Source organism: Neobacillus niacini, assembly GCF_030817695.1.
Taxonomy (GTDB): Bacteria; Bacillota; Bacilli; order Bacillales; family Cytobacillaceae; genus Neobacillus; species Neobacillus niacini_F.
The window spans coordinates 4029047-4049879 of the sequence record NZ_JAUSZQ010000002.1 but is presented as its reverse complement, the minus strand read 5'-3'; the positions used below and the strand labels follow the sequence as shown (position 1 = coordinate 4049879).

The following is a 20833-nucleotide window of genomic DNA, read 5'->3' as shown; positions in this document are numbered from 1 at the left end:
ATGACTTTACCTGAAATTGCAAAGTTAGGGCATGTAGCACTCGTTACACCAGACCTTGAAAAATCACTATGGTTTTTCCGAGATGTTATCGGGTTAGAAGTAACGGAAGAGGTAAATGGTACGTATTATTTACGGGCATGGGGCGATTTTGAACACCACTCCCTTTCTTTAACTGCAGGAGATAGAGGATATGTAGATCATATCGGCTGGAGAACGAAACGTCCGGAGGATGTAGAAGGTTTTGCCCAGCTGCTTGAAAAAGCTGGAACGGAAGTAAAATGGATTGAAGCAGGCGAAGAAACGGGTCAAGGGAGGGCAATACGATTTAAACTGCCAAGTCAGCATTCCTTTGAAATCTATTATGATGTAGAAAAGCCTAAAGCGGACGAAAAAAGACGTTCTGTCTTGAAAAATCAAACTTACAAGTCTTGGGCCCGTGGCTGCTCACCTAGAAGATTTGACCATGTAAACATTGCTACATCCATGGATGTCCAAGAAATCCTAGATTACTTAGGGGCTCAATTAGGATTTAAGCTTCGTGAATATGTGAGATATAACAATGAAACAACCATGGCCGGCTGGATGAGTGTAACGCCTCTTGTTCATGACATTGCCGTTATTTCAAGACCGCAGGCAGCAACGCCAAACCAGCTCCACCACATTTCGTATTGGCTTGATAACGCGCAGGATGTCTTACGGGCAGCAGACATTTTAAGTGAAGAAGGAATTAAGTTCATCGGTCCTGGTAAACACGGTGTTTCTCAAGCGCTATACTTATATGTTATTGACCCAGGCAGTGGCTGCCGCGTTGAATTGTTTAGTAATTCTTATTTGATTTTTGAACCTGATTGGGAGCCTGTTGAATGGACGGAGGAAGATCATACAATTGGTAACACCTATTGGGGTGAATCTGTCAGCGATAAAGAATTGAACAAACCTACTATAGAGGCTTAAATTAGAAAGCTGACTCAAAAGTAATTGAGTCAGCTTTTTTCAAAGACATTTTTGAGAAGGTGAGGCAGAACGTTATGAGTGAAATCAAAATTTATGAAACAGATGTCGTTATAGTTGGTGCAGGTAATGCTGCTATGAGCGCAGCCATCTCAGCAAGGGAAAATGGCGCAAATGTCCTGGTACTTGAAAAAGCACCTGAAGCTGAAAAAGGAGGAAACAGCACCTATACACATGGTTCCATCCGTTTTGCTTATGATGGTGTCGAAGATTTAAAGGAAATCATGCCAGACCTTTCACCAGAAGATATTGAGTCTTCAGATTTTGGTGTCTATTCTGAGGAAGAATTCTATGAAGATATGTGCCGTGTCACCAATTACCGTACTGATCCGGAACTAGCTTCAATTTTAACAGGAAAAAGTTTTGAAACGATGAAATGGCTTACGTCCCATAAGGTACGCTGGGTGCCTATATATGGTCGTCAAGCCTTTAAGATTAACGGTAAATTTAAGTTCTGGGGCGGAATGATTGTTGAATCCGTGGGCGGGGGGCCTGGATTAGTAGAAGCCCTGCATAAAGAAGCATCTTCTTTAGGTGTTCAAATTCTATTCAATGCCATGGCGACTGAGCTAATTCATGATGACAATGGTGTGCATGGAGTGATTATTAAGCACAATGGCAAAACAACAAGGGTACATGCTAAAGCCGTGATCTTGGCCTCTGGAGGCTTTCACGCAAATCCTGAAATGCGGACGCGATACTTAGGGCCAAAATGGGATTTGGCTCATGCTAGAGGGAGCCGTTTTAACACCGGAGAAGGTATTCAAATGGCATTAAACATTGGTGCTCTTGCCTGTGGTAACTGGTCGGGCTGTCATTCTGTGGGCGGGGATCGATATCTGCCGGAATTTACAGAAGGTTTTCAAAAGCTTAGTTATCCTTTTGGAATCATGGTAAACGCAGAAGGAAAGCGCTTTGTGGATGAGGGAGCTGATTTCCGTAATTACACCTATGCAAAATATGGCAGGTTAATTCTTGAGCAGCCGGGGCAATTTGCATGGCAAATTTTTGACCAAAAGGTATCTCGGCTATTACGAGAAGAATACAAGGGTAGGCAGGTAACAAAAGTAAAAGCCAATACGCTAGAGGAACTAGCGGAAAAACTTGATGGTGTTGACTCCCAAGATTTTTTACAAACTGTGAGAGAGTACAATGCGTCGATTCGGAAAGATATCCCGTTTAATCCAAATATCAAGGACGGCCGGTGTACAGAAGGATTAGCGATACGTAAATCAAATTGGGCAAACACATTGGAGGACGGTCCGTTTGAAGCCTATGCTGTTACCTGCGGCATTACCTTTACTTTTGGTGGCTTAAAAATTAACCCAACGACAGAGGTTCAAGATGTGTTATCCAATTCCATTCCTGGACTATATGCTGCTGGAGAATTAGTAGGAGGTTTGTTTTACTTTAACTACCCAGGTGGTGCAGGACTGATGGCTGGATCTGTATTTGGAAAAATTGCAGGGGAAAAAGCAGCACAATTTATTAAAACAAAGGAATTAATGAATTCGTAAAAAATTCCTTACTATTTTCTGGTCTCGGGGACAAAACCATTAGTTAATATCCTAAAAACTAATAAAAGTTATCTAAAAATGTTTGAAAATTGAAAGTTTTTTATTCTTTAAAAAGGTTTTGAAATTTTCTAAAATTTAAATAAGATCTTAAACGAATAAGAGAAAAAAATTGAAAAGGGGATTTTATAATGAACAAAGTAGCCTATAATGACGCTTATCTTGTAGATAAAGCCAAATCACTTGTTCCAAAGCTAAAGGAAAGAGCTAAAGAAACGGAAGAAATCCGCCGAATTCCTGAAGCAACCATAAATGAGCTAAAAGAAGCTGGACTTTTCAAATTACTTCGACCACAAATTTATGGCGGCTATCAAACAAGCATGAGAACCTATTCTGATGTTATTGTTGAAATTTCCCGCGGCTGTGCTTCGACAGGCTGGATCTTGTCACTATGTGCCATTCGTGAACTGATGGTAGCGGAATCATTTACGGAAAAAACGCATCAAGAAATATACGGAGAGAATGAAGATAATGTTCTTTTCGCAGGAGTCTATGAACCTAGAAAATGTATTGCCCGAAAAGTTGAGGGTGGTTATTTAATCGAAGATGGCTTTTGGATGTTTTGTTCAGGTTCACTTCATGCAACTTGGGGATACTTCGGAATGGCAATCAGAGATGATGAAGGAAACCTTGTAGATCAGGCTTTAATGACACTTCCTTTCGAAGAATTAGAGATTATGGATGACTGGCATGTTATGGGGTTGAAGGGTACAGGAAGTAATAGCGTAAAAATGACGAACGTCTTTATTCCAGATCATCGAGTTGTTTCATTTGCAGAAGTACTGAATGGACAATTTAAGTCAGATCATCTCAGGGATATACCTTTATATAATACAGCACTTTTTCCAGCTCTAGCATTGTCTCTGGCATTGCCAGGATTAGGATTGGCAAAGGCAGCATTAGAATTTTTCCAAGTAACGCTTCCAAATCGAAAAGCTGCCCATATTGGTGTAGAAAATTTAGTTGATTCACCTACTCTCCATTCATTACTTGCCGACGCTGCGTTGAAAATTGACACCGCTTCCATGCATTACTACCGTGTGGCCGATGAATTAGATGCTTGGGCTGCCAGCGGTAATTTCATGGATAAGCCAGCACGAGTGAAGGCTCTAGCAGATATCGGTTATGCCAATCAGGTAAGTAAGGAAGCACTCGATATTTTAATTCTAGCAAGCGGTTCTGGTTATGTATATGAAGGTCATCCGCTGCAAAGGATTTTCCGTGATTTTTGGACGCTATATTCACACAGAACGCTATCACCTTTAATCACAAAAGAAAATTATGGACGCGTTCTATCCGGCTTAGAATCGAATGCACTAAGGTATTAGAATGCTACTAAACTATCAAAAAAAATCTTAATCAAGAAGAAAGGAGACTGTATGGAAACGATCTATATAAACCGTGATAATTTAGCAGATTGGCAGCTAACAGCAAATGCATGTGTAATGGCCCTTGGTTTTTTTGATGGACTCCATTTTGGACACCGTGAAGTTATCAAAACCGCTTTACGGATAGCGAAAGAAAAGGGTGTGCAGCTAGCTGTTATGAGTTTCTTTCCACATCCAAAGTCTGTCCTATCTAATGGGGAAAAACAAATTGACTATTTAATTCCCCTTTCTGTTAAGGAGAAAATTCTTCGGGGGCTCGGTGTCGATACGTTTTATATTGTTGAATTCACTAAGGAATTTGCCGCTCTTTCACCTGAACAATATGTTAAAGATTATCTGGTCAATCTAGGGGTTATCCATGCAGTTGCTGGTTTTGACTTTACTTATGGCTCTAGGGGAATCGGAAATTTAGAGCGTTTGAAGAATGACAGTGGTGAAAACATTGATGTGACAAAGGTGGAAAAAGTGGCATGCCGTGGCGAGAAAATCAGCTCTACTAGCATACGTGAAAGATTAGCAGCAGGTAATGTAGAGGAACTGCCAGATTTTCTTGGGTGCTGCTATGAAGTAGAAGGAATGTGGGATGGTCAAACCTTCAAGCTGAATCCATACTATACACTTCCTGCCCCCGGAAAGTATGCTGTAACCTTTAATATCGGAAATTTATCAATGCTTACAGAAGTGATTGTGGAAGAAAAATCTCTTAAACCTGTTTCAGAACTGCCGCTATATATGTTTGGGAGGCTATCGATTGTTTGGCATCAGCGTATTTCCGAGGACTCTCACTCTTCTCGTCCTATTTTAAAAGTTGGAGGATTAACTCTATGAATAAATGTAAAGATTTCCAAAAGCTGCTGCGTGAACCAGGTTCTTTTATACTTCCTGGTGCTTATGATGCAATGTCAGCGAAATTAATAGAAGAAACGGGCTTTAAGGCGATTTACGCAACGGGAGCTGGTATATCCAATGCACAGCTTGGCTGGGCTGACGTGGGACTTACTTCTCTAAAGGAAGTGGTTGATATTGTTGCAAGAATGGCCGACGTTACCAATATTCCGATCGTAGTAGATGGAGATACTGGGTTCGGAAATGCGATCAATGTGATTCGGACGGTAAAAGAGTTTGAACGTGCAGGAGTCGCAGCCATTCAAATGGAGGACCAGGTATCACCAAAGAAATGCGGACATTTTAGCGGAAAAGAAGTCATATCTAAAGAAGAAATGGTCGGTAAAATCAAGGCTGCCTTAGACGCAAGAAAAGATGAAAATCTCGCGATTATGGCACGGACTGATGCAATAGCCGTGAATGGCGTTGAAGACGCTATCGACAGGGCTTTTGCCTATTATGAAGCAGGTGCTGATATTATTTTTGTCGAAGCACCAAATACAATTGAGCAATTACGGCAAATTACTAGTTCACTAAAAGAAATCCCTCAGGTTATTAACTTAGTAGAGGGCGGAAAAACTCCGCTAATTTCCTTAAAAGAAGCGGAAGAAATCGGTTTTAAAATCATGCTTTGTGCAAATACAGCTCTTCGCTCGGCCATTAAAGGGATTACTGAATCCTTAAGAATTCTTAAAGAAGAAGGCTCACAGGAAAATCTATTACCTTTAATTTGTACGTGGGAAGAAAGACAGTCTCTATTCAAACTCAATCAAATTAAAGATTGGGAAAAGAAGTATTTAAATATATAAGGAGGACCAAAAAATGGAGAGAGAATTGGATTATGACATTGTAGTAATTGGCTGCGGTGTGGCAGGAACGGCGGCAGCTTTGTCCGCTGCGGAGAGTGCCAAGAAGATAGGAAGAAATTTACGGATCGCAATCTTAGAACGCACGGATTACGATCATCGGGGCGGAAATTCTAGGTGGACAGCGTCCTACATGCGAATGAAGAATATTGATGAAATCACAGACAACTTTGTAGAAGATATGATGGCGTTCTCAGACCATTTTTCCGATAGGGAGTACATAGAAACTCTCGCAGAAAACGCTGGTAGTACTCTGCGCTGGGTCGAGGAAAAAGGGGTAGAATTCGATTACCTGCCGACGATGTTTTTAACAGCTTCAAGACCGCGACTGCTTCCAGTCGGCGGCGGCCGGGCAATCATTGATACATTATCACGTCGTGCTGGCGGACTTGGTGTTGAGATTATTTACGAGGCAACAGCATGGAAATTACTCCTTGATGATGAAGGTGCGATAAATGGACTTATGGTTCGGGTTAAGGGTGGAAATTCTCTTCAACTGAAAGTCGGCGCCGTTGTTCTTGCAGCTGGCGGATTCCAAGGAAATCAAGAGATGATGGCACAGTATGTTGGCAGGGATGCACATAAAATCCGTACCGTAGCCGAAGGCGGCCTTTACAACAAAGGGGAAGGTATTCGGATGGCAATGGCAATTGGTGCAAAGGGAGCGGGTCAGTTCGATGCCTTCCATGCGGAACCAGTGGACCCTAGAAGTAAGCGGGAAGAAGCAGCAGTTATGACCTACCCTTATGCGATTTTGGTTGATAAAAATGGCAAACGTTTTGTAGATGAAGGAGTTTCCACAGTAGACGAACAATATGAAGCGGTAGCCCGCAAAATCTTCTACGATCTCCCTGACCATATCGCCTATATGATCAGTGACCAAAAAATGTACGATATTCCGAATTATGAGAGAGCAATCGAGACGGATAAACCGGCGATTGAGGCCGATACACTTGAGGAATTAGCTGTAAAAATTGGAGTGCCTGCGGATCAGTTGACTGCTACGGTAGAAGCCTATAATGCTGCTGTACAGCCTGGGGAATTCCACTGGGATAAGAAGGACGGTAAACAGGCTGTTGGCATTAATCCTCCAAAATCAAACTGGGCGATAACGATTGATAAGGCGCCATTTATTGCCTACCCAATCGTCTGCTCCAATGTTTTCACTAATGGAGGCTTAGCTTCTGATACAAATGGCCGTGTATTATCGCAGGATGATGATGTAATTCCTGGTTTATATGTCGCTGGTGAAACTGCTGGTCTTTATTATGGAAAATATCCTGGCGGTACATCCGTGCTTCGAGGTCTTGTGTTTGGTAAGCGTGCTGGTGAGCATGCAGCTTCTTATGTTAGCAGTGATAAAAAACTTGGGGTGTAAAGAAGGGGTGACTAACTTTGGATTTAAGAAATAAAGTTGCATTTGTAACTGGCGGCGGCAGGGGAATTGGCCGGGAAACATGTATACTTTTAGCAAAACAGGGAGCAAAAGTAGCTGTTTTTTCTCGAAGTCTAACAGAAACTACGGAAGTGGCTGCCTATATTAGGGAAGAGCTTGCTGGCGAAGCCATCGCTCTCGCTGGTGATGTACGCTCTGAGGATGATGTGAACAAAGCTGTTCAGGAAACGGTAGAAACACTCGGAAGTATTGATATTTTAATCAATAATGCCGGTGTCATGCTGCTCAAGCCATTCGATGAAACGACAGTTGAAGAGTGGGACTTTGTCCAAGATATCAATACTCGCGGTGTATTTTTATGTGCAAAAGCAGTAGTACCGCAAATGAAAGAGAAAAGAAATGGTGTCATTATCAATCTATCATCCATTTGGGGAACAAAAGGCGGTCCGGATAGAAGTGCCTATATTACTTCGAAATGGGCAGTTATTGGATTTTCCAAAGCATTAGGAGAAGAGTTAAAACCATTCAATGTCAGGGTAAATGCGGTTTGCCCAGGCCCAGTTGATACAAAGATGATGGAAGATATTGCACCAGATGCGAACAAAGATAATTGGCTACATCCAATTGATATGGCAACTGTAATCGTTGATTTATGCCTGCCAAAAATGAAAGCGGTATCGGCTACAGTAATCGAGGCATTTGGGAATGGAAGACCAGTAAATTTATAAACTAATATGTTGATAGAAAAGGGGAAAGAAATTGGAAAACTTTACAACAGCAATTGAATCAAAAAATATTAGCCTAGCTTTAGCCAATAAAATGCTCGAAGCAGCATTAGCAAAGGGACAAGAACTAGGAATTCCTTTTAGTATTGCAATTGTCGATAAACCTGGTAATTTAAAAGCATTTTATGCGATGGATGGTGCGCCGGTACTAAGCCTTGAAATCGCTCAAAATAAGGCGTTTTCTGCTGCAGCCTATAACCGTGCAACACATGAATGGTATGACAGATTAAAGGACGATCCTCCATTATTACATGGCATTGTTCATACACCTAGATTAGTCATTTTTGGCGGTGGATATCCAATCAAAATCAATAACGAACTAATTGGTGGGATTGGTGTAAGCGGAGGTCATTATTCACACGACATGCAGGTATGCGAAGCCGCCTTAGAAGTGTTAAAAGCCTTTGAATCTGAGGAGTGATAAGGAATGGAACGCTATGATTTGATTATTCTAGGAGGCGGGCTTGCGGGCATGTGTGCTGCCGTTGAAGCTGGGGAGCAGGGGGTAGATGTCCTGCTCCTGGAAAAACAGGATGAACTTGGCGGCAGTACAGTCCTCAGCTCAGGTTATATGGCATTTGCAGGAACAGATATGCAGGAAAAAGCAGGAATTATCGATTTTACTCAATCGCTGCTTGCTGATATGACGGAGGTTGGCGGAGGGGTAAATGATCAAACACTTGTAGCTGAATACGGCAGACATCAGCTCGAGACTTACCAATGGCTGGTTAACCACGATATCGAGTTTAGATCCTTGGAAGCGGTAAGTGGTCATAGTGTTCCACGCGGACATATTATCGATCCTCATCAGGCAATCCAGTCCTTATACAAGAGAGTGAAACAGCTTCCCAATGTGACGGTTTATTTTAATGCTCCTGCAAAAAGACTATTAAAGAATGAAGAAGGACGGATTGATAGGGTTCTATATGAAAGTGATGGGGTAGAAAGAAAGGCAGCTGCTTCGAAAGGAGTATTAATTGCCTCTGGCGGTTTTGCTAAAAGCGAGGAGCTGCTGGGACAGTTTGCCCCGCAATTAAAAGGCGCCTTAAGAATTGGCGGTGCTGGCAATCAAGGTGATGGGATTCGGATGGCCTGGGAGCATGGTGCATGGGTGAAGGACCTTCCCTATTTAAATGGAACATACGGATTTCATCCAAGTGCAGCAGGGAAGTTAAAGTCGCAGGGATTGGCATTTTATAAAGGAGCTATTATGGTTAACCAGCTTGGAAAGAGGTTCGTGAATGAATCTAATTCTTATAAACTATTAGGAAAAGCCGCATTCGATCAGCCTGAGCAGATCAGCTATCAAGTATGGGATCAAACCGTAATGGATAAGGGTGTATTAGATGATCCGCTCTATGACTTTGAATTGCTAAAGAAGCGCAGACTTCTGTACAAAGCTGATACTTTAGAAGAATTGGCAGATTGTATTGATGTACCGGTTGAAGTACTGGAAGATACCATTTCTAGATATAATCAAGGCGTTCAAAATGGGGAAGATCCTGATTACGGCAGAAAGTCTTTAACACATAACTACGGTAAACCAACAGCGATTGAAACAGCACCTTTCTATGCATTTGAATCAACAGTTGCAATGCTTGCCACCTATGCAGGTATATCTGTAAATGCCAAGGCGCAGGTCGTGAACCCTTACGGGGAATCTATTCCTGGATTGTATGCAGCAGGAGAGGTAACCGGTGGATTTCATGGGGCTGGGTACATGACGGGAAGTTCGTTAGGGAAAGCTGCCGTTTTTGGACGGATTGCAGTAAAAGCAGCGGTTTCTGAGAATGCGGTAGTTTAAGGGGGCCAAGTTATATCAGGCGGATAACTATCAAGGTAAGTTTCTTGTATTAAGGCCCTGTTATTATTCATTGTTGATTTTCGTGTAGGTATGAGAATCCATAGGCGGAGATTTTTCGGCTAATGTATATAGAGGAAACTTAAGAGGCAGATATAAGCGGAGATATTCCGATTAACTGCTCTAAATAAGACAAAATCCAAAGATTTGGATAATATAAACGGAAAAACTTCCTTTATTTTTAAGGAAATATGGGTATTTCCCAATTTAGTCGGAATTTTACCGTTTATTTTTCAAACGCAGTGAAAATCAACATGCAGTTATAACAGAGAAAAAAGGAGGTCATTAAGATGAAAATTTGGCATCAAAGCCTTACCACTATTAACCGGGTGCCGCATTATCGGGATGCCATTATCGATCATGTTAGCAGAATTGCCCGCCCGGATGTAGAGGTTGTTTTACATGGTATGTCGGAAGAGACATATCCTTCTCATTACCCGGGGATCTTTATTACCCACTCCTATTTGCAAAATCTGCACCGCGAACAGTTTGTACGCGCCGCACTTACCGCTGAAAAAGCCGGGTACGACGCCATGTTCATTGCAACCATTCCTGATGTTGGACTATTGGAAGCACGTACGTTGGTGGATATTCCAGTAGTGGGGTATGGTCAAGCCTCCTTCCACATGGCGTCAATGCTTGGAGACCGGATTGGAGTTGTGAATTTCTTGGCTCCATTAGCGGATCAACTCCGGCAGAATGCTGACAAGTACGGTTTAGGTGGTAAGCTAGGACCAATCGTTCAGACCGAAGTGGGCTTTGATGATATTATGGCCGGATTTAATGATCCAGAGCCAATCATTGAATCTTTCAAAAAAGCAGCTGAATTAGCGATCGCAGATGGAGCGGATGTAATTATTCCGGGAGAGGGTCCAATGAATGTCTTTTTAGCGACCCATGGAATTTCTAGAATTGGAGATGTACCAGTGGTCGACTCCTTTGCAGCAGGAATTAAGATGTGCGAGTCACTCGTAGATTTTCGCAAAAACTCAGGTGTTTACATGACACGCAGAGGATTCTATAATGCAAAGCCGCCTGTTGAGGCAGTGGAAAGACTACGAGAAATGTATGGACTTATACCTTCTCCTAATCCTAAAGACGATAAAGGACTTTCTGTTAAAGGGATAGGAGTTAAAAACTGATAGTGCCCTTCGCGAGGTAAAAAGCTTGCTAGAGGGAATCAAAGTAGGTTTTTGGTGCCCATTGCAAAGGAAAAAGCTTGCTGAAGGGAATCAAAATAGATTTTTAGTGCCCTTCGCAGTCAAAAAAATTCGCTGAAGGGAACCAAATGAAATCTTCAATGTAAACAATTGAGAGGTGAAATGAATATGCATATCGTTGTCTGCCTTAAACAGGTTCTAGATCCTGAAATTACACCAAAATATTTTCAAATAGACCCGGACACGAATCGTCCTGAAAATAGTGACACTGATTTGGTACTCGACTCGTTTGCAGAGAATGCACTTGAATTAGCAATTCAACTTCGTGACAAGGTTCCTGGAGCTACTGTTACCGCACTTTGTCTTGGAGATGAGGAATCGGAGGAGGTACTGCGCAGGGCACTAGCTTTTACCGCAAATGCAGCAGTAAGGGTTTGGGATGAAGAATGGGAGAATCTAGACGGACAGGCTGTTGGCCATATTCTAGCACAAACCATTAAATCTTTAGGCGGAGCCCAACTGGTGCTTACAGGTTACCAAGCAAGTGATATAGAGGAAGGTCTCGTTGGTCCTGTTATGGCTGAGGAACTAGGAATCCCTTGCGTGACACTTGTTTCAGAGCTTGAGGTGGAAGAGAATCGTGCAAAGGCTACTGTTGAAGTGGAAGGTGGATATGCGGTTGTCAGTGTTCCAACTCCTTCTGTATTTACTATCATCAGCTCTGAGACAAACGTTCCAAGACTTCCAAAGGTCAAGGATATTAGACTGGCGAGAAGTAAACCTATCACGCTATTAGAATCAGAAGATCTTAATCTTGATACAGAGCGCTGTCAACCAGGTGTTAAGCTTGAGCGTGCCTACGTCCTTAATCGGGAAGTTGCTTGTGAGGTCTTGCCTGGTGATGATGGCGTGGAACTTGCTAGCGAATTAGCTGACCGGCTTTTGGCTCTCAAGATCATATAGGAGAAATTCAACTATGACGAGAATTCTTGTATTTGCAAACCAACAGGGGGATTCCTTGAGTTCAGGGGCCAAGGAAGCACTTACCTTCGGCAGCCGATTGGCTAGTTCCACTGGAGGTGAAGTTCGATCTGTCACCCTTGGACCTTTCGCTGAGGCGGGCGCTAGGGAAGCAATTGCCAGCGGGGCAAGTATCGCATACACCATTTCTAATCCTCTGTTGGCTGAATATGATGTTGAACTGTTTGTTAATAGCATCCACACTGTTTTTGAACAGTCTGGAGCCGATATCCTTATCCTTTCCTTCGACAAGATTGGTAAGGATTTAGTAGGAAGAATTGCTACACGTGCTGGTGCCTCAGCTATTACCGAAGTAGTCGACTATACTGCTCACAGTGACAAAGTAAGCTGGATTCGTCCTATTTACGGAGATAAGGCGTTCGGTGAATACTCCACTACGCGTCAGAAGGTAGTAGTTGGTATTCGTCAAAAAAGCCAGGATGTGAATATGCCAGATGAGACAAATAAAGGGGAGATTGTTGAAGTCGATTATGCCCCTTCAGAAGAGATGATTGTTACAAAGCTGGTTGTAAAAATTCAAGCTGCATTATCGGATATTCGTTTGGAGGATGCTCGAATCATCATTGCAGGAGGCCGTGGACTAGGTGGACCAGAAGGCTTTACTGAACTACAGGTTCTTGCAAATTTACTTGGAGGTACAGTCGGTGCGTCGCGAGCCGCATGTGATGCCGGGTGGGTTCCTTCAAACCTTCAGGTAGGTCAGACAGGTGCCATCGTTGCACCAGACCTTTATATTGCAGTTGGAATATCTGGCGCCAGTCAGCATCTTGCTGGAATTACAAACGCCAAGACAGTTGTGGCGATTAACACAGATCCAGAAGCTCCTATTTTTAAACGAGCCAATATTGGTGTCGTTGCTGACTACAAAAGTGTTATACAAGCACTTACAGAAAAACTAAAAAAGGTACTTGTTTAAGCATTTTCGGCATGACTAAGAAAGACATCCTCAATTAAAAACATTGGGGATTTTCTTTTTTAAACGTCTTTATCCTATTTGTCTTACTAGTAATTCGATATCAATTGTTGGAAAATTTTTAAAAAACAGATAGTATTTATTCTATATAGACAATGAAAAAGTTTCGACTGATATTAGCAACCATATTAATTTAATAGGATGGTGAATGGCATGAAGGTACTTTCTTACTATGAGAATCAACGTATAAAACTTGGTATTAAAACAGAAGATGGAATTATTGATGTCCAAGCTGTTTCTGAGAAAACAGGAATTGCTGCACCAAAAACTATGCTAGATGTTATTAAAGGCGGGGATGAAGCATTACAAGCGTTAACGAAAATAGTTGCAAATTCCGCTGAGAAATTGAATGAAGAAACTATTCAATACGCACCGGCAATTCCTAATGCGGGAAAGGTCATATGTGTTGGAGCTAATTACCGTAAACATGCAATAGAATCTGGTTTGGCTATCCCTGAAGAACCAATTTATTTTGCTAAATACGCCAATAGTCTTTCTGGACATCGTGAGGAAATACCAGTACCAAAAATGGCTGAACAAGTGGATTACGAAGTCGAATTAGTAGCGGTAATTGGAAAACCGGCGAAAAATGTTTCTGTTGAGACGGCTTTAGATTATGTGTTTGGATATGCCGTTGGCAATGATTTGTCCGTACGTGAGCTTCAATTCCGCAGTCATCAATGGCTCTATGGAAAAGCAATCGACGGATTTGCTCCAATCGGACCTTATATCGTAACAGCAAATGAGGTACCTAATCCACAAAACTTGAACCTAAAGTGCTGGGTGAATGGTGAACTGCGCCAAAATTCAAACACTGAAGATATGATTTTCTCTACTGCTAAGCTTATCAGTGATTTGTCCCAAATTATGACGCTTCAGCCAGGTGACGTTATTTATACAGGTACACCAGAGGGCGTTATTTTGGGAATGGAAGAGAAAAACTGGTTAAATCCAGGTGATGAGGTAGTTTGTGAGATTGAGGGTCTTGGTAGCCTAGTAAATAAATTGAAAAAACAAGAGCTAACATAGAAATGGAACATGGGTACTCATACCCAATGAATTACACTAACAGAGAGGGAAATAAAACTTATTTGTAGAGCATGTACGAAAGAAAAAATTCGTACCTCATCAAAATAAATTTTGCAGAACCGTTCTCGAAAAAATAAAAGAACATATTTATTTGGACTAGGGGCGTTAATTTTAAAAAATTAACGCTTTTTATGTTTTGGCTATGATAGCTCCAAGGGTTCTACTATTTGGTCACCATTCATACCAACATACTTAGCCTTTTTCTCGATAATATTTACGTTATAGGTGATAACTCCGGCTGAAGCCAGCTCTCTTAGAAAGTCTAAAAAGGGAAGTGCAATGCTGGCGATTGCTTGTAATGCCTGGTTTCTATTTAAATCATTTGAAATGACAAATTGAACTTGAGGATCGGTTTTTACTTCAGAGTTCTCCCCCTTGTAAGTGGCTTCACCCGTGGCAACATTAATATCGTATTGAATCACCCCAATTTGAGATAATTCCTCTAAAAATTCACCGAAGTTTGTTTTTCCTGTACTTCTTCTTTCAATAATCTTATGTAACTCTTTTTCCGTTAGATTATCATTCATGTTGGTTCCTCCATCGAAAGTTTCTTCCATCATTTTAACCGAAAAGCGAACTCTTATGCCTAAACCTGTAATTCCAAATGACATGAGGGTGTTGAAAGATAATAAATAGAGAATCGTGCCCGTGAAGGTGGAGTTTTAAGAGAAAAGGGTAACGATACTCTGAGTACCAAATATTGGTGGCTTTTTTAGAAAAAGTACTATTCTTATTGCATATCTATTAGAGTTACTAAATAAGATTGATTTATGTTTCAAAGGAGGCGAGGGATTATGCAGAGTTTGCGTTGGGCATGGAGTTATATACGGAACCATAAAATCAGGCTGTATAGTGGTTTGTTGTTGGCACTAGTGGTTTCTGCACTAAATATGGTAAATCCTTATCTAGCAGGGAAAATCGTCGATGATGTCATGTTCGGCGGGAATATCGGGTTGTTATGGTCATTGTTAGCGACCATGATAGGAATAACAGTGGTCAGGACTTCCGTCCGCTATGGATATCAGATTATGTTTGAAAAAATATCACAAAGCGTCATTTTTAATATGAGAGAAAACCTCTATAATCGCCTTCTACAATTGGATTTTTCTTTTTATAACCGCACCAAAACGGGTGATATTATGGCTCGTATGACAGGTGACATGGAAGCGATTCGGCATTTTACAGCTTGGACCATTTATATGATTTTTGAAAATGCAACGATCTTAATTTTCGCTATTATTTTTATGTTTACGATTCATCCGCCATTAACGTTAGCGATATTAACCATCGCACCGATTATTGGATTTTTTGCCTTCCGATTATCCAGAGACGTTAAGCCAACGTTCACAGAAATCAGAAACCAGTTTGCACGGCTTAATTCAGTCGTACAAGAAAATATCAGTGGGAATCGGGTGGTAAAAGCGTTTGCGAAGGAAAGCTATGAAATTGAAAAGTTTTCAATCGAAAACGAGGCTTTTAAGAATCGAAATCTCCAATCGGCAAAAGTGTGGGAGAAAAATTTACCTGTTCTGGATTCGCTTGCAGGTGTCTTAACGGTAGTGATGATCTTAGTCGGGGGTACCATGGTGATATCCGGGTCACTTACCATTGGAGAACTTGTCATTTTTAATTCCCTGATTTGGGCCCTGAATAACCCCATGCGGATGGCAGGCTGGCTGATTAATGATGTTCAAAGGTTTATTGCGTCTGCTGAAAAAGTGGAAGATCTACTAGAAACCAAATCACAAATCATCAACGGAGATGAACAAAATACCCAATCAAGTGTGGGAACAGTGGAGTTTAACCAAGTTTATTTTAGCTATGGAGATGGCATGGTATTAGAAGGCATTAACTTTACCGCAAGTCCTGGGCAGACAGTGGGAATCATTGGGCCAACAGGTTCAGGAAAATCCACTTTGGTTAATTTACTCAGCCGGTTTTATGATAGTACCAGCGGTCATATTAGTGTAGGTGGAATGAATGTCAAGGAGTGGGATATTCACAAATTAAGGTCCTCGATGGGAATGGTCATGCAGGATATTTTTCTTTTTTCCGATACGATTGAAGGGAATATTGCCTATGGACATCCAACTGCCACCTTGGAAGAGGTTTATGAAGCGGCAAGAAAAGCGGAGGCTCACGATTTTATTATTTCGATGCCTGAGGGCTATGACACGATTGTTGGTGAGAGGGGCGTAGGTCTGTCCGGAGGTCAGAAACAGCGGATTGCCCTTGCCAGGGCACTTCTCAAGGATCCAAACATTCTAATTTTAGACGATACAACCTCAAGCGTGGATATGGAGACAGAAGAACGAATTCAAAAAACATTAAGCTCCATTCAACAAAACAAAACGTGTTTCATTATTGCGCACCGCATTTCCTCTGTAAAGGATGCCGATTTAATTCTAGTCATGGATGATGGAAAAATCATTGAAAGAGGCACGCATGAAGAATTACTTTTGAAAAGAGGTTACTATTACAACGTCTTTCAGAATCAGTACGGGAACTTTGATATTCATTTAATGGCAAGGAAGTGACAAACGATGGCACGTAATAAATTTAATGTAGATGAAGAGCTGGAAACGCCCTTTAGTATTATTCATCTTAAAAGATTATTTACTTATTTAAAGCCTTATAAAACAAAAATTTTTGTGACGGTTCTCATTATGCTGGCAGCGAGCGGGGCAAATTTAATTGGACCGTACCTCATCAAACAGGCCATTGACGAAGAAATTCCAAGTAAGGATATTCAGGGTCTGGTCATACTCGGGGTCATCTATTTAGGTGCCTTAACCATTACCGGAATCTGTATGAAATACAGAATCAGAATGATGTCACAGATTGGGCACAGTGTAATCAAAAATATCCGCAAAGATTTATTTACCCACTTACAAAAGCTATCTTTTTCATTTTTCGACAGTCGTCCGCATGGGAAAATTTTAGTCAGGGTTGTGAATTATGTTAATTCCTTGAGTGACCTGCTATCTAACGGCTTAATAAATTTGATTACCGATTTATTCAGCTTATTTGTCATCATCGGCTTTATGCTCGCTATTGATGTGAAATTAACCATGTATGCGATGGCAGGTTTCCCGGTCCTTGCAGGGATTATTTTTATCATAAAAAATGCACAGCGCAAGGCATGGCAAAATTTAAGCAATAAGCAGTCGAATATGAATGCGTATATTCATGAAAGCATTAATGGAATTAAAGTCACACAGGCATTCGTTCGTGAGGAAGAAAATAAAAGAATCTTTTATGGGGTATCTAATGGGTACCGGGGTGCGTGGCTAAAAGCAGTCAAAATTCAGTTCCTGCTGTGGCCTGCCATTGAGAACATTTCGGTACTAACCGTTTCACTTATTTACGTCATTGGGATCAGCATGATTGGAAGTGGCGGAATCACGGTCGGAGCATTAGTTGCTTTTATCGGCTATATTTGGATGTTTTGGATGCCGCTGGCAAACATCGGGAATTTCTACAATGCGATAATCAATGCCTCCGCCTATCTGGAGCGTATTTTTGAAATGATGGATGAAAAACCAACCATCTCAAGTGAACCAGGTGCAAATGAACTTCCGCTTATAAAAGGAAAAGTAGATTTCGAGAATGTCGTCTTTGGCTATGAAGAAAATGAAAGGAACCTAGATTCGATCAATTTCAAGGTCAACCCGGGTGAATCGATTGCCATTGTTGGGCCAACGGGATCTGGAAAAACCACGATTGTCAGCTTAATTAGTCGTTTTTACGATATTAATAGCGGCCAAATAAAAATTGATGATGTGGATATCAAGACAGTAACCATCTCTTCCCTTCGAAAACAAATGGGAGTTATGCTGCAGGATCCGTTCATTTTTTCGGGAACGATCACGGATAATATCCGCTACGGCAGGCTGGATGCAACGGACGAAGAAGTGATCGAAGCAGCAAAAGCCGTGCAAGCCCATCAATTTATTTGCCAGTTAAGGGATGGTTATAATACGGAGGTTAATGAGAGAGGCTCAGTGCTTTCTAACGGGCAAAGGCAGTTGATCTCATTTGCTCGGGCATTACTCGCCGACCCAAAAATACTTATTTTGGATGAGGCGACTTCTTCAATTGATACCGAGACGGAAATTGCCTTACAAAAGGGACTCGAAGCGCTGCTTGCAGGAAGAACTTCCTTCATCATTGCCCATCGTCTTTCAACGATTCAAAATGCAACAAAGATTTTATTTATTGAGAAAGGAAAAATCAAAGAAGAAGGAACACATGAAGAATTGATCCAACAGAGAGGGTATTATTGGAAATTATACACCTCACACTATTCCTCCCTAGACGCTGGGTAACAATCAACTTTTAAAATCGGATTAAACTTTTACATTGATTTTCAGTTCGACAAATATGCACCAATGCTTTTAAAAAAATTAACCAAAGATCACAGTTGTTAATTCAAGAACAGTTTCTATATACAAATTTAATATTAATTTACCCGTATAAATAGAAAAAATCCGTTTGGTTTAATACCATACGGATTTTTTAATGTAAAAATACACGTTTATTTCCATCAATATTTTTTGAAAAATAATCAAAAATAAGAAGGCAAAAAAATAATTTTTGCAAGGGGGTAATCAGTTTGATAAAAAAGCCTTTAGGCTTACTACTATCAGGGGTTTTAACATTTGGTTTAGCTGCGTGTAATAACAATAATGACGCAGCAGATGAAGTACGTACAAGCAGGGCAGATCGAGACAATACCTACTTAACGGTTGGTAATAACAGAGATGACGGTATTGACCATAATGGTCCACTTACTGAGGATTATACCAATCGAGATAATAATGATCCGGATTGGGATCGTAATACCAATAATCGGAACAACGACCGTTATATAACCAATGTTAATAATGATCGTACGAACAATGGAAACCACCGTACAAGAAATGTAAACGATAATCGTACCAATCGAAACACCAACAAAACAAATGTAAATAACAACCGTACCACTAATAACACTAATAATATACATTACAATCCTTTAAATCGTGGCTTAGACCCTGATTTAGTAAATGTAGGGAACAACAACAATAACAATAACAATAATAATAAAAACACCAAAAATAACCGCAACAATAACGGCGGGAACGACGCGTTGAATATCTCTGCTGATCGAACAACGTTAGATAGTAATAGTTACCCTCATACAAAAGCGATATTGATTCAACACGCACAGTATAGGTATATTCCGTTCGGATCAGTGCAATGGTACCAATTTGGAGGTCAACAAGGAAGAACTCAAGACGGACAGCAAGGCCCGACAGCACAAGCACCAAATCAACAACAAGGTCCAACAGCACCGGCACCAGCTGCACCAGCGCCGGCACCAGCTGCACCAGCGCCGGCACCAGCTGCACCAGCGCCGGCACCAGCTGCACCAGCGCCGGCACCAGCTACACCAGCGCCGGCACCAGCAGCTCCAGCACCGAAGCCAGCAGCACCGGCACCGAAGCCAGCAGCACCGGCTCCGAAACCTGCAGCACCAGCACCAGCAACAGGTGATGTTAGTGCTTACGTTCAACAAGTTATTGATTTAACCAATGCACAACGCAGTAAAAACGGTTTGCCGGCTTTAAAACACGATACACAACTAAGTGGAGTGGCGCAAAAGAAATCAGTTGACATGGCTCAAAACAATTATTTTTCACATACAAGCCCAACATATGGTTCACCATTTGACATGATGAGGGACTTTGGTGTGACATATAGAACTGCTGGGGAAAATATCGCCCAAGGTCAACGTACACCTCAAGAAGTCGTGAATGCATGGATGAACAGCGCAGGGCATAGACAGAACATTTTAAGCACTAACTTTACTCATATTGGAGTAGGGTACGAAAAGTCTGGCAACCATTGGACACAAATGTTTATTGGCAAATAATTAGTCAAAGAAAGGAATCCATCGTGGGTTCCTTTCTTCTTTTTTTAATAAGATAATTTTAGGGTATTCTCATCATTATTTGGTATTTAGCTGAGCGAATGAGAAGGGTACAAAACGCGGATTATAATAGAGGGTTGAATATCAATCCTAATTGTCTCAAAGTCCTAATAATAGGGGGAATTACGAATGCATACAAGCCAACATTCAATCACTCATATCCAACAATGTCGTCAGCTCGCACAACAGTTAATTCAACAAACACAAATGGCAAACCAGCAATACAAACAAATGCTTCAAAATGAGCAGCATAATGCACAAGTGCTTGAGCAGATGATCCAAAAAGAACGGTTGGCAGTTCAAACAATTCAACAAAGCCTCCAGGGACATGAATTGGCTATCCAGAGATGTCAGGAAGTTATTGCTCAATGTAATCAGCTGGAACGGGAACTGTCAGGTCAGACAAGTTCAGTTGGATTTCAACACCAGACGTTTGTAAATCCAGCGTTCCAATCACAGCCAATGCAGAGCTTCCAGAATCAGACTTTTCGCCAATAGCTAAAAGTAGAAGCACGCCCGAGGCGTGCTTCTTCTGTAAATATTAAAAAGGATAGGACCAGGATCTCGATACATAGCCTACTTATTGTTACCTTTGCTTTCACCCTTGTTCCCTTGACCATAACGCATATGGCCAGAATCACCTTCACCTTTTTCATTAGACTTTTTTCCGCCTAAACTTGCATTAGGATAACTCTTTGTATTCTCATCCATGTTATCACCTCCAAAACATTATTTTGTTCAACTTTTTTGAAATTATGTTTTCGAGAGGATAACTAAAATTCTCTATGGATATGATAGATTTTTAAAAAAGACACTGTTAAAACTGAATG

At 41.3% G+C, this 20833-nt stretch carries 19 protein-coding genes; 17 read left to right on the top strand and 2 right to left on the bottom strand.

All coding sequences use genetic code 11. The features are described from left to right. From QFZ28_RS20340 to QFZ28_RS20280, 13 genes are all read left to right on the top strand, one after another. On the top strand, positions 1-954 hold the full coding sequence (locus QFZ28_RS20340; protein ID WP_307196334.1) for a VOC family protein: 954 nt from the start codon (positions 1-3) through the stop codon (positions 952-954). A gap of 23 nt (positions 955-977) precedes the next feature. Further along, on the top strand, positions 978-2528 hold the full coding sequence (gene tcuA, locus QFZ28_RS20335) for an FAD-dependent tricarballylate dehydrogenase TcuA (RefSeq protein WP_307197084.1): 1551 nt from the start codon (positions 978-980) through the stop codon (positions 2526-2528). 188 nt (positions 2529-2716) lie between these two features. Beyond that, positions 2717-3913: an acyl-CoA dehydrogenase family protein gene (locus QFZ28_RS20330; RefSeq protein ID WP_307196333.1), complete on the top strand. Its 1197-nt coding sequence runs from the start codon at positions 2717-2719 to the stop codon at positions 3911-3913. 51 nt (positions 3914-3964) lie between these two features. Beyond that, positions 3965-4801 (top strand): FAD synthetase family protein, encoded by an 837-nt coding sequence (locus QFZ28_RS20325; protein WP_307196332.1) that lies wholly within the window; start codon positions 3965-3967, stop codon positions 4799-4801. Further along, positions 4798-5667 carry an isocitrate lyase/PEP mutase family protein gene (locus tag QFZ28_RS20320; RefSeq protein ID WP_307196331.1) on the top strand — a complete coding sequence of 290 codons (870 nt, stop codon included), beginning with the start codon at positions 4798-4800 and terminating at the stop codon, positions 5665-5667. Before QFZ28_RS20325 ends, QFZ28_RS20320 begins: the two co-directional genes overlap by 4 nt. Before the next feature lie 13 nt (positions 5668-5680). Further along, positions 5681-7102 (top strand): FAD-binding protein, encoded by a 1422-nt coding sequence (locus tag QFZ28_RS20315; protein WP_307196330.1) that lies wholly within the window; start codon positions 5681-5683, stop codon positions 7100-7102. A 17-nt stretch (positions 7103-7119) separates the two neighbouring features. After that, positions 7120-7848 carry an SDR family NAD(P)-dependent oxidoreductase gene (locus QFZ28_RS20310; protein ID WP_307196329.1) on the top strand — a complete coding sequence of 243 codons (729 nt, stop codon included), beginning with the start codon at positions 7120-7122 and terminating at the stop codon, positions 7846-7848. Positions 7849-7879: 31 nt separating this feature from the next. Further along, on the top strand, positions 7880-8326 hold the full coding sequence (locus QFZ28_RS20305; RefSeq protein ID WP_306072802.1) for a GlcG/HbpS family heme-binding protein: 447 nt from the start codon (positions 7880-7882) through the stop codon (positions 8324-8326). Between the two features lie 6 nt (positions 8327-8332). Then, positions 8333-9709, top strand: coding sequence for an FAD-dependent oxidoreductase (locus tag QFZ28_RS20300; protein ID WP_307196328.1), 1377 nt, complete (start codon positions 8333-8335; stop codon positions 9707-9709). A gap of 347 nt (positions 9710-10056) precedes the next feature. After that, the gene (locus tag QFZ28_RS20295) at positions 10057-10908 is read left to right on the top strand and encodes an aspartate/glutamate racemase family protein (RefSeq protein ID WP_307196327.1); all 852 of its coding nucleotides are present in this window, start codon (positions 10057-10059) and stop codon (positions 10906-10908) included. Between the two features lie 186 nt (positions 10909-11094). Beyond that, positions 11095-11889 (top strand): electron transfer flavoprotein subunit beta/FixA family protein, encoded by a 795-nt coding sequence (locus tag QFZ28_RS20290; protein ID WP_307196326.1) that lies wholly within the window; start codon positions 11095-11097, stop codon positions 11887-11889. A gap of 13 nt (positions 11890-11902) precedes the next feature. After that, a complete protein-coding gene (locus QFZ28_RS20285) occupies positions 11903-12883 on the top strand; it encodes an electron transfer flavoprotein subunit alpha/FixB family protein (protein ID WP_307196325.1) in 981 nt (326 codons plus the stop codon). Between the two features lie 210 nt (positions 12884-13093). Then, positions 13094-13969, top strand: coding sequence for a fumarylacetoacetate hydrolase family protein (locus QFZ28_RS20280; RefSeq protein ID WP_307196324.1), 876 nt, complete (start codon positions 13094-13096; stop codon positions 13967-13969). 200 nt (positions 13970-14169) lie between these two features. Here the strand turns inward: QFZ28_RS20280 and QFZ28_RS20275 are convergent, their stop codons facing one another. Continuing rightward, positions 14170-14556 carry a DUF1398 family protein gene (locus QFZ28_RS20275; RefSeq protein WP_307196323.1) on the bottom strand — a complete coding sequence of 129 codons (387 nt, stop codon included), beginning with the start codon at positions 14554-14556 and terminating at the stop codon, positions 14170-14172. A 267-nt stretch (positions 14557-14823) separates the two neighbouring features. On the opposite strand from QFZ28_RS20275, the gene QFZ28_RS20270 reads away from it, so the two are divergent. The 4 genes from QFZ28_RS20270 to QFZ28_RS20255 all read left to right on the top strand — a co-directional run bounded on the left by QFZ28_RS20270 (position 14824) and on the right by QFZ28_RS20255 (position 20501). Further along, positions 14824-16566 carry an ABC transporter ATP-binding protein gene (locus QFZ28_RS20270; protein WP_307196322.1) on the top strand — a complete coding sequence of 581 codons (1743 nt, stop codon included), beginning with the start codon at positions 14824-14826 and terminating at the stop codon, positions 16564-16566. A gap of 6 nt (positions 16567-16572) precedes the next feature. After that, positions 16573-18357 carry an ABC transporter ATP-binding protein gene (locus QFZ28_RS20265; RefSeq protein WP_307196321.1) on the top strand — a complete coding sequence of 595 codons (1785 nt, stop codon included), beginning with the start codon at positions 16573-16575 and terminating at the stop codon, positions 18355-18357. Between the two features lie 803 nt (positions 18358-19160). Then, complete coding sequence (locus QFZ28_RS20260) at positions 19161-19946, top strand: CAP domain-containing protein (protein ID WP_307197083.1); 786 nt, start codon at positions 19161-19163, stop codon at positions 19944-19946. Between the two features lie 186 nt (positions 19947-20132). Beyond that, positions 20133-20501, top strand: a complete 369-nt coding sequence (locus tag QFZ28_RS20255; protein ID WP_307196320.1) for a hypothetical protein — start codon at positions 20133-20135, stop codon at positions 20499-20501. 78 nt (positions 20502-20579) lie between these two features. Here QFZ28_RS20255 and QFZ28_RS20250 read toward each other — a convergent pair whose 3' ends face one another. Continuing rightward, the gene (locus QFZ28_RS20250; RefSeq protein ID WP_307196319.1) at positions 20580-20714 is read right to left on the bottom strand and encodes a hypothetical protein; all 135 of its coding nucleotides are present in this window, start codon (positions 20712-20714) and stop codon (positions 20580-20582) included. Positions 20715-20833 lie beyond the last annotated feature (119 nt).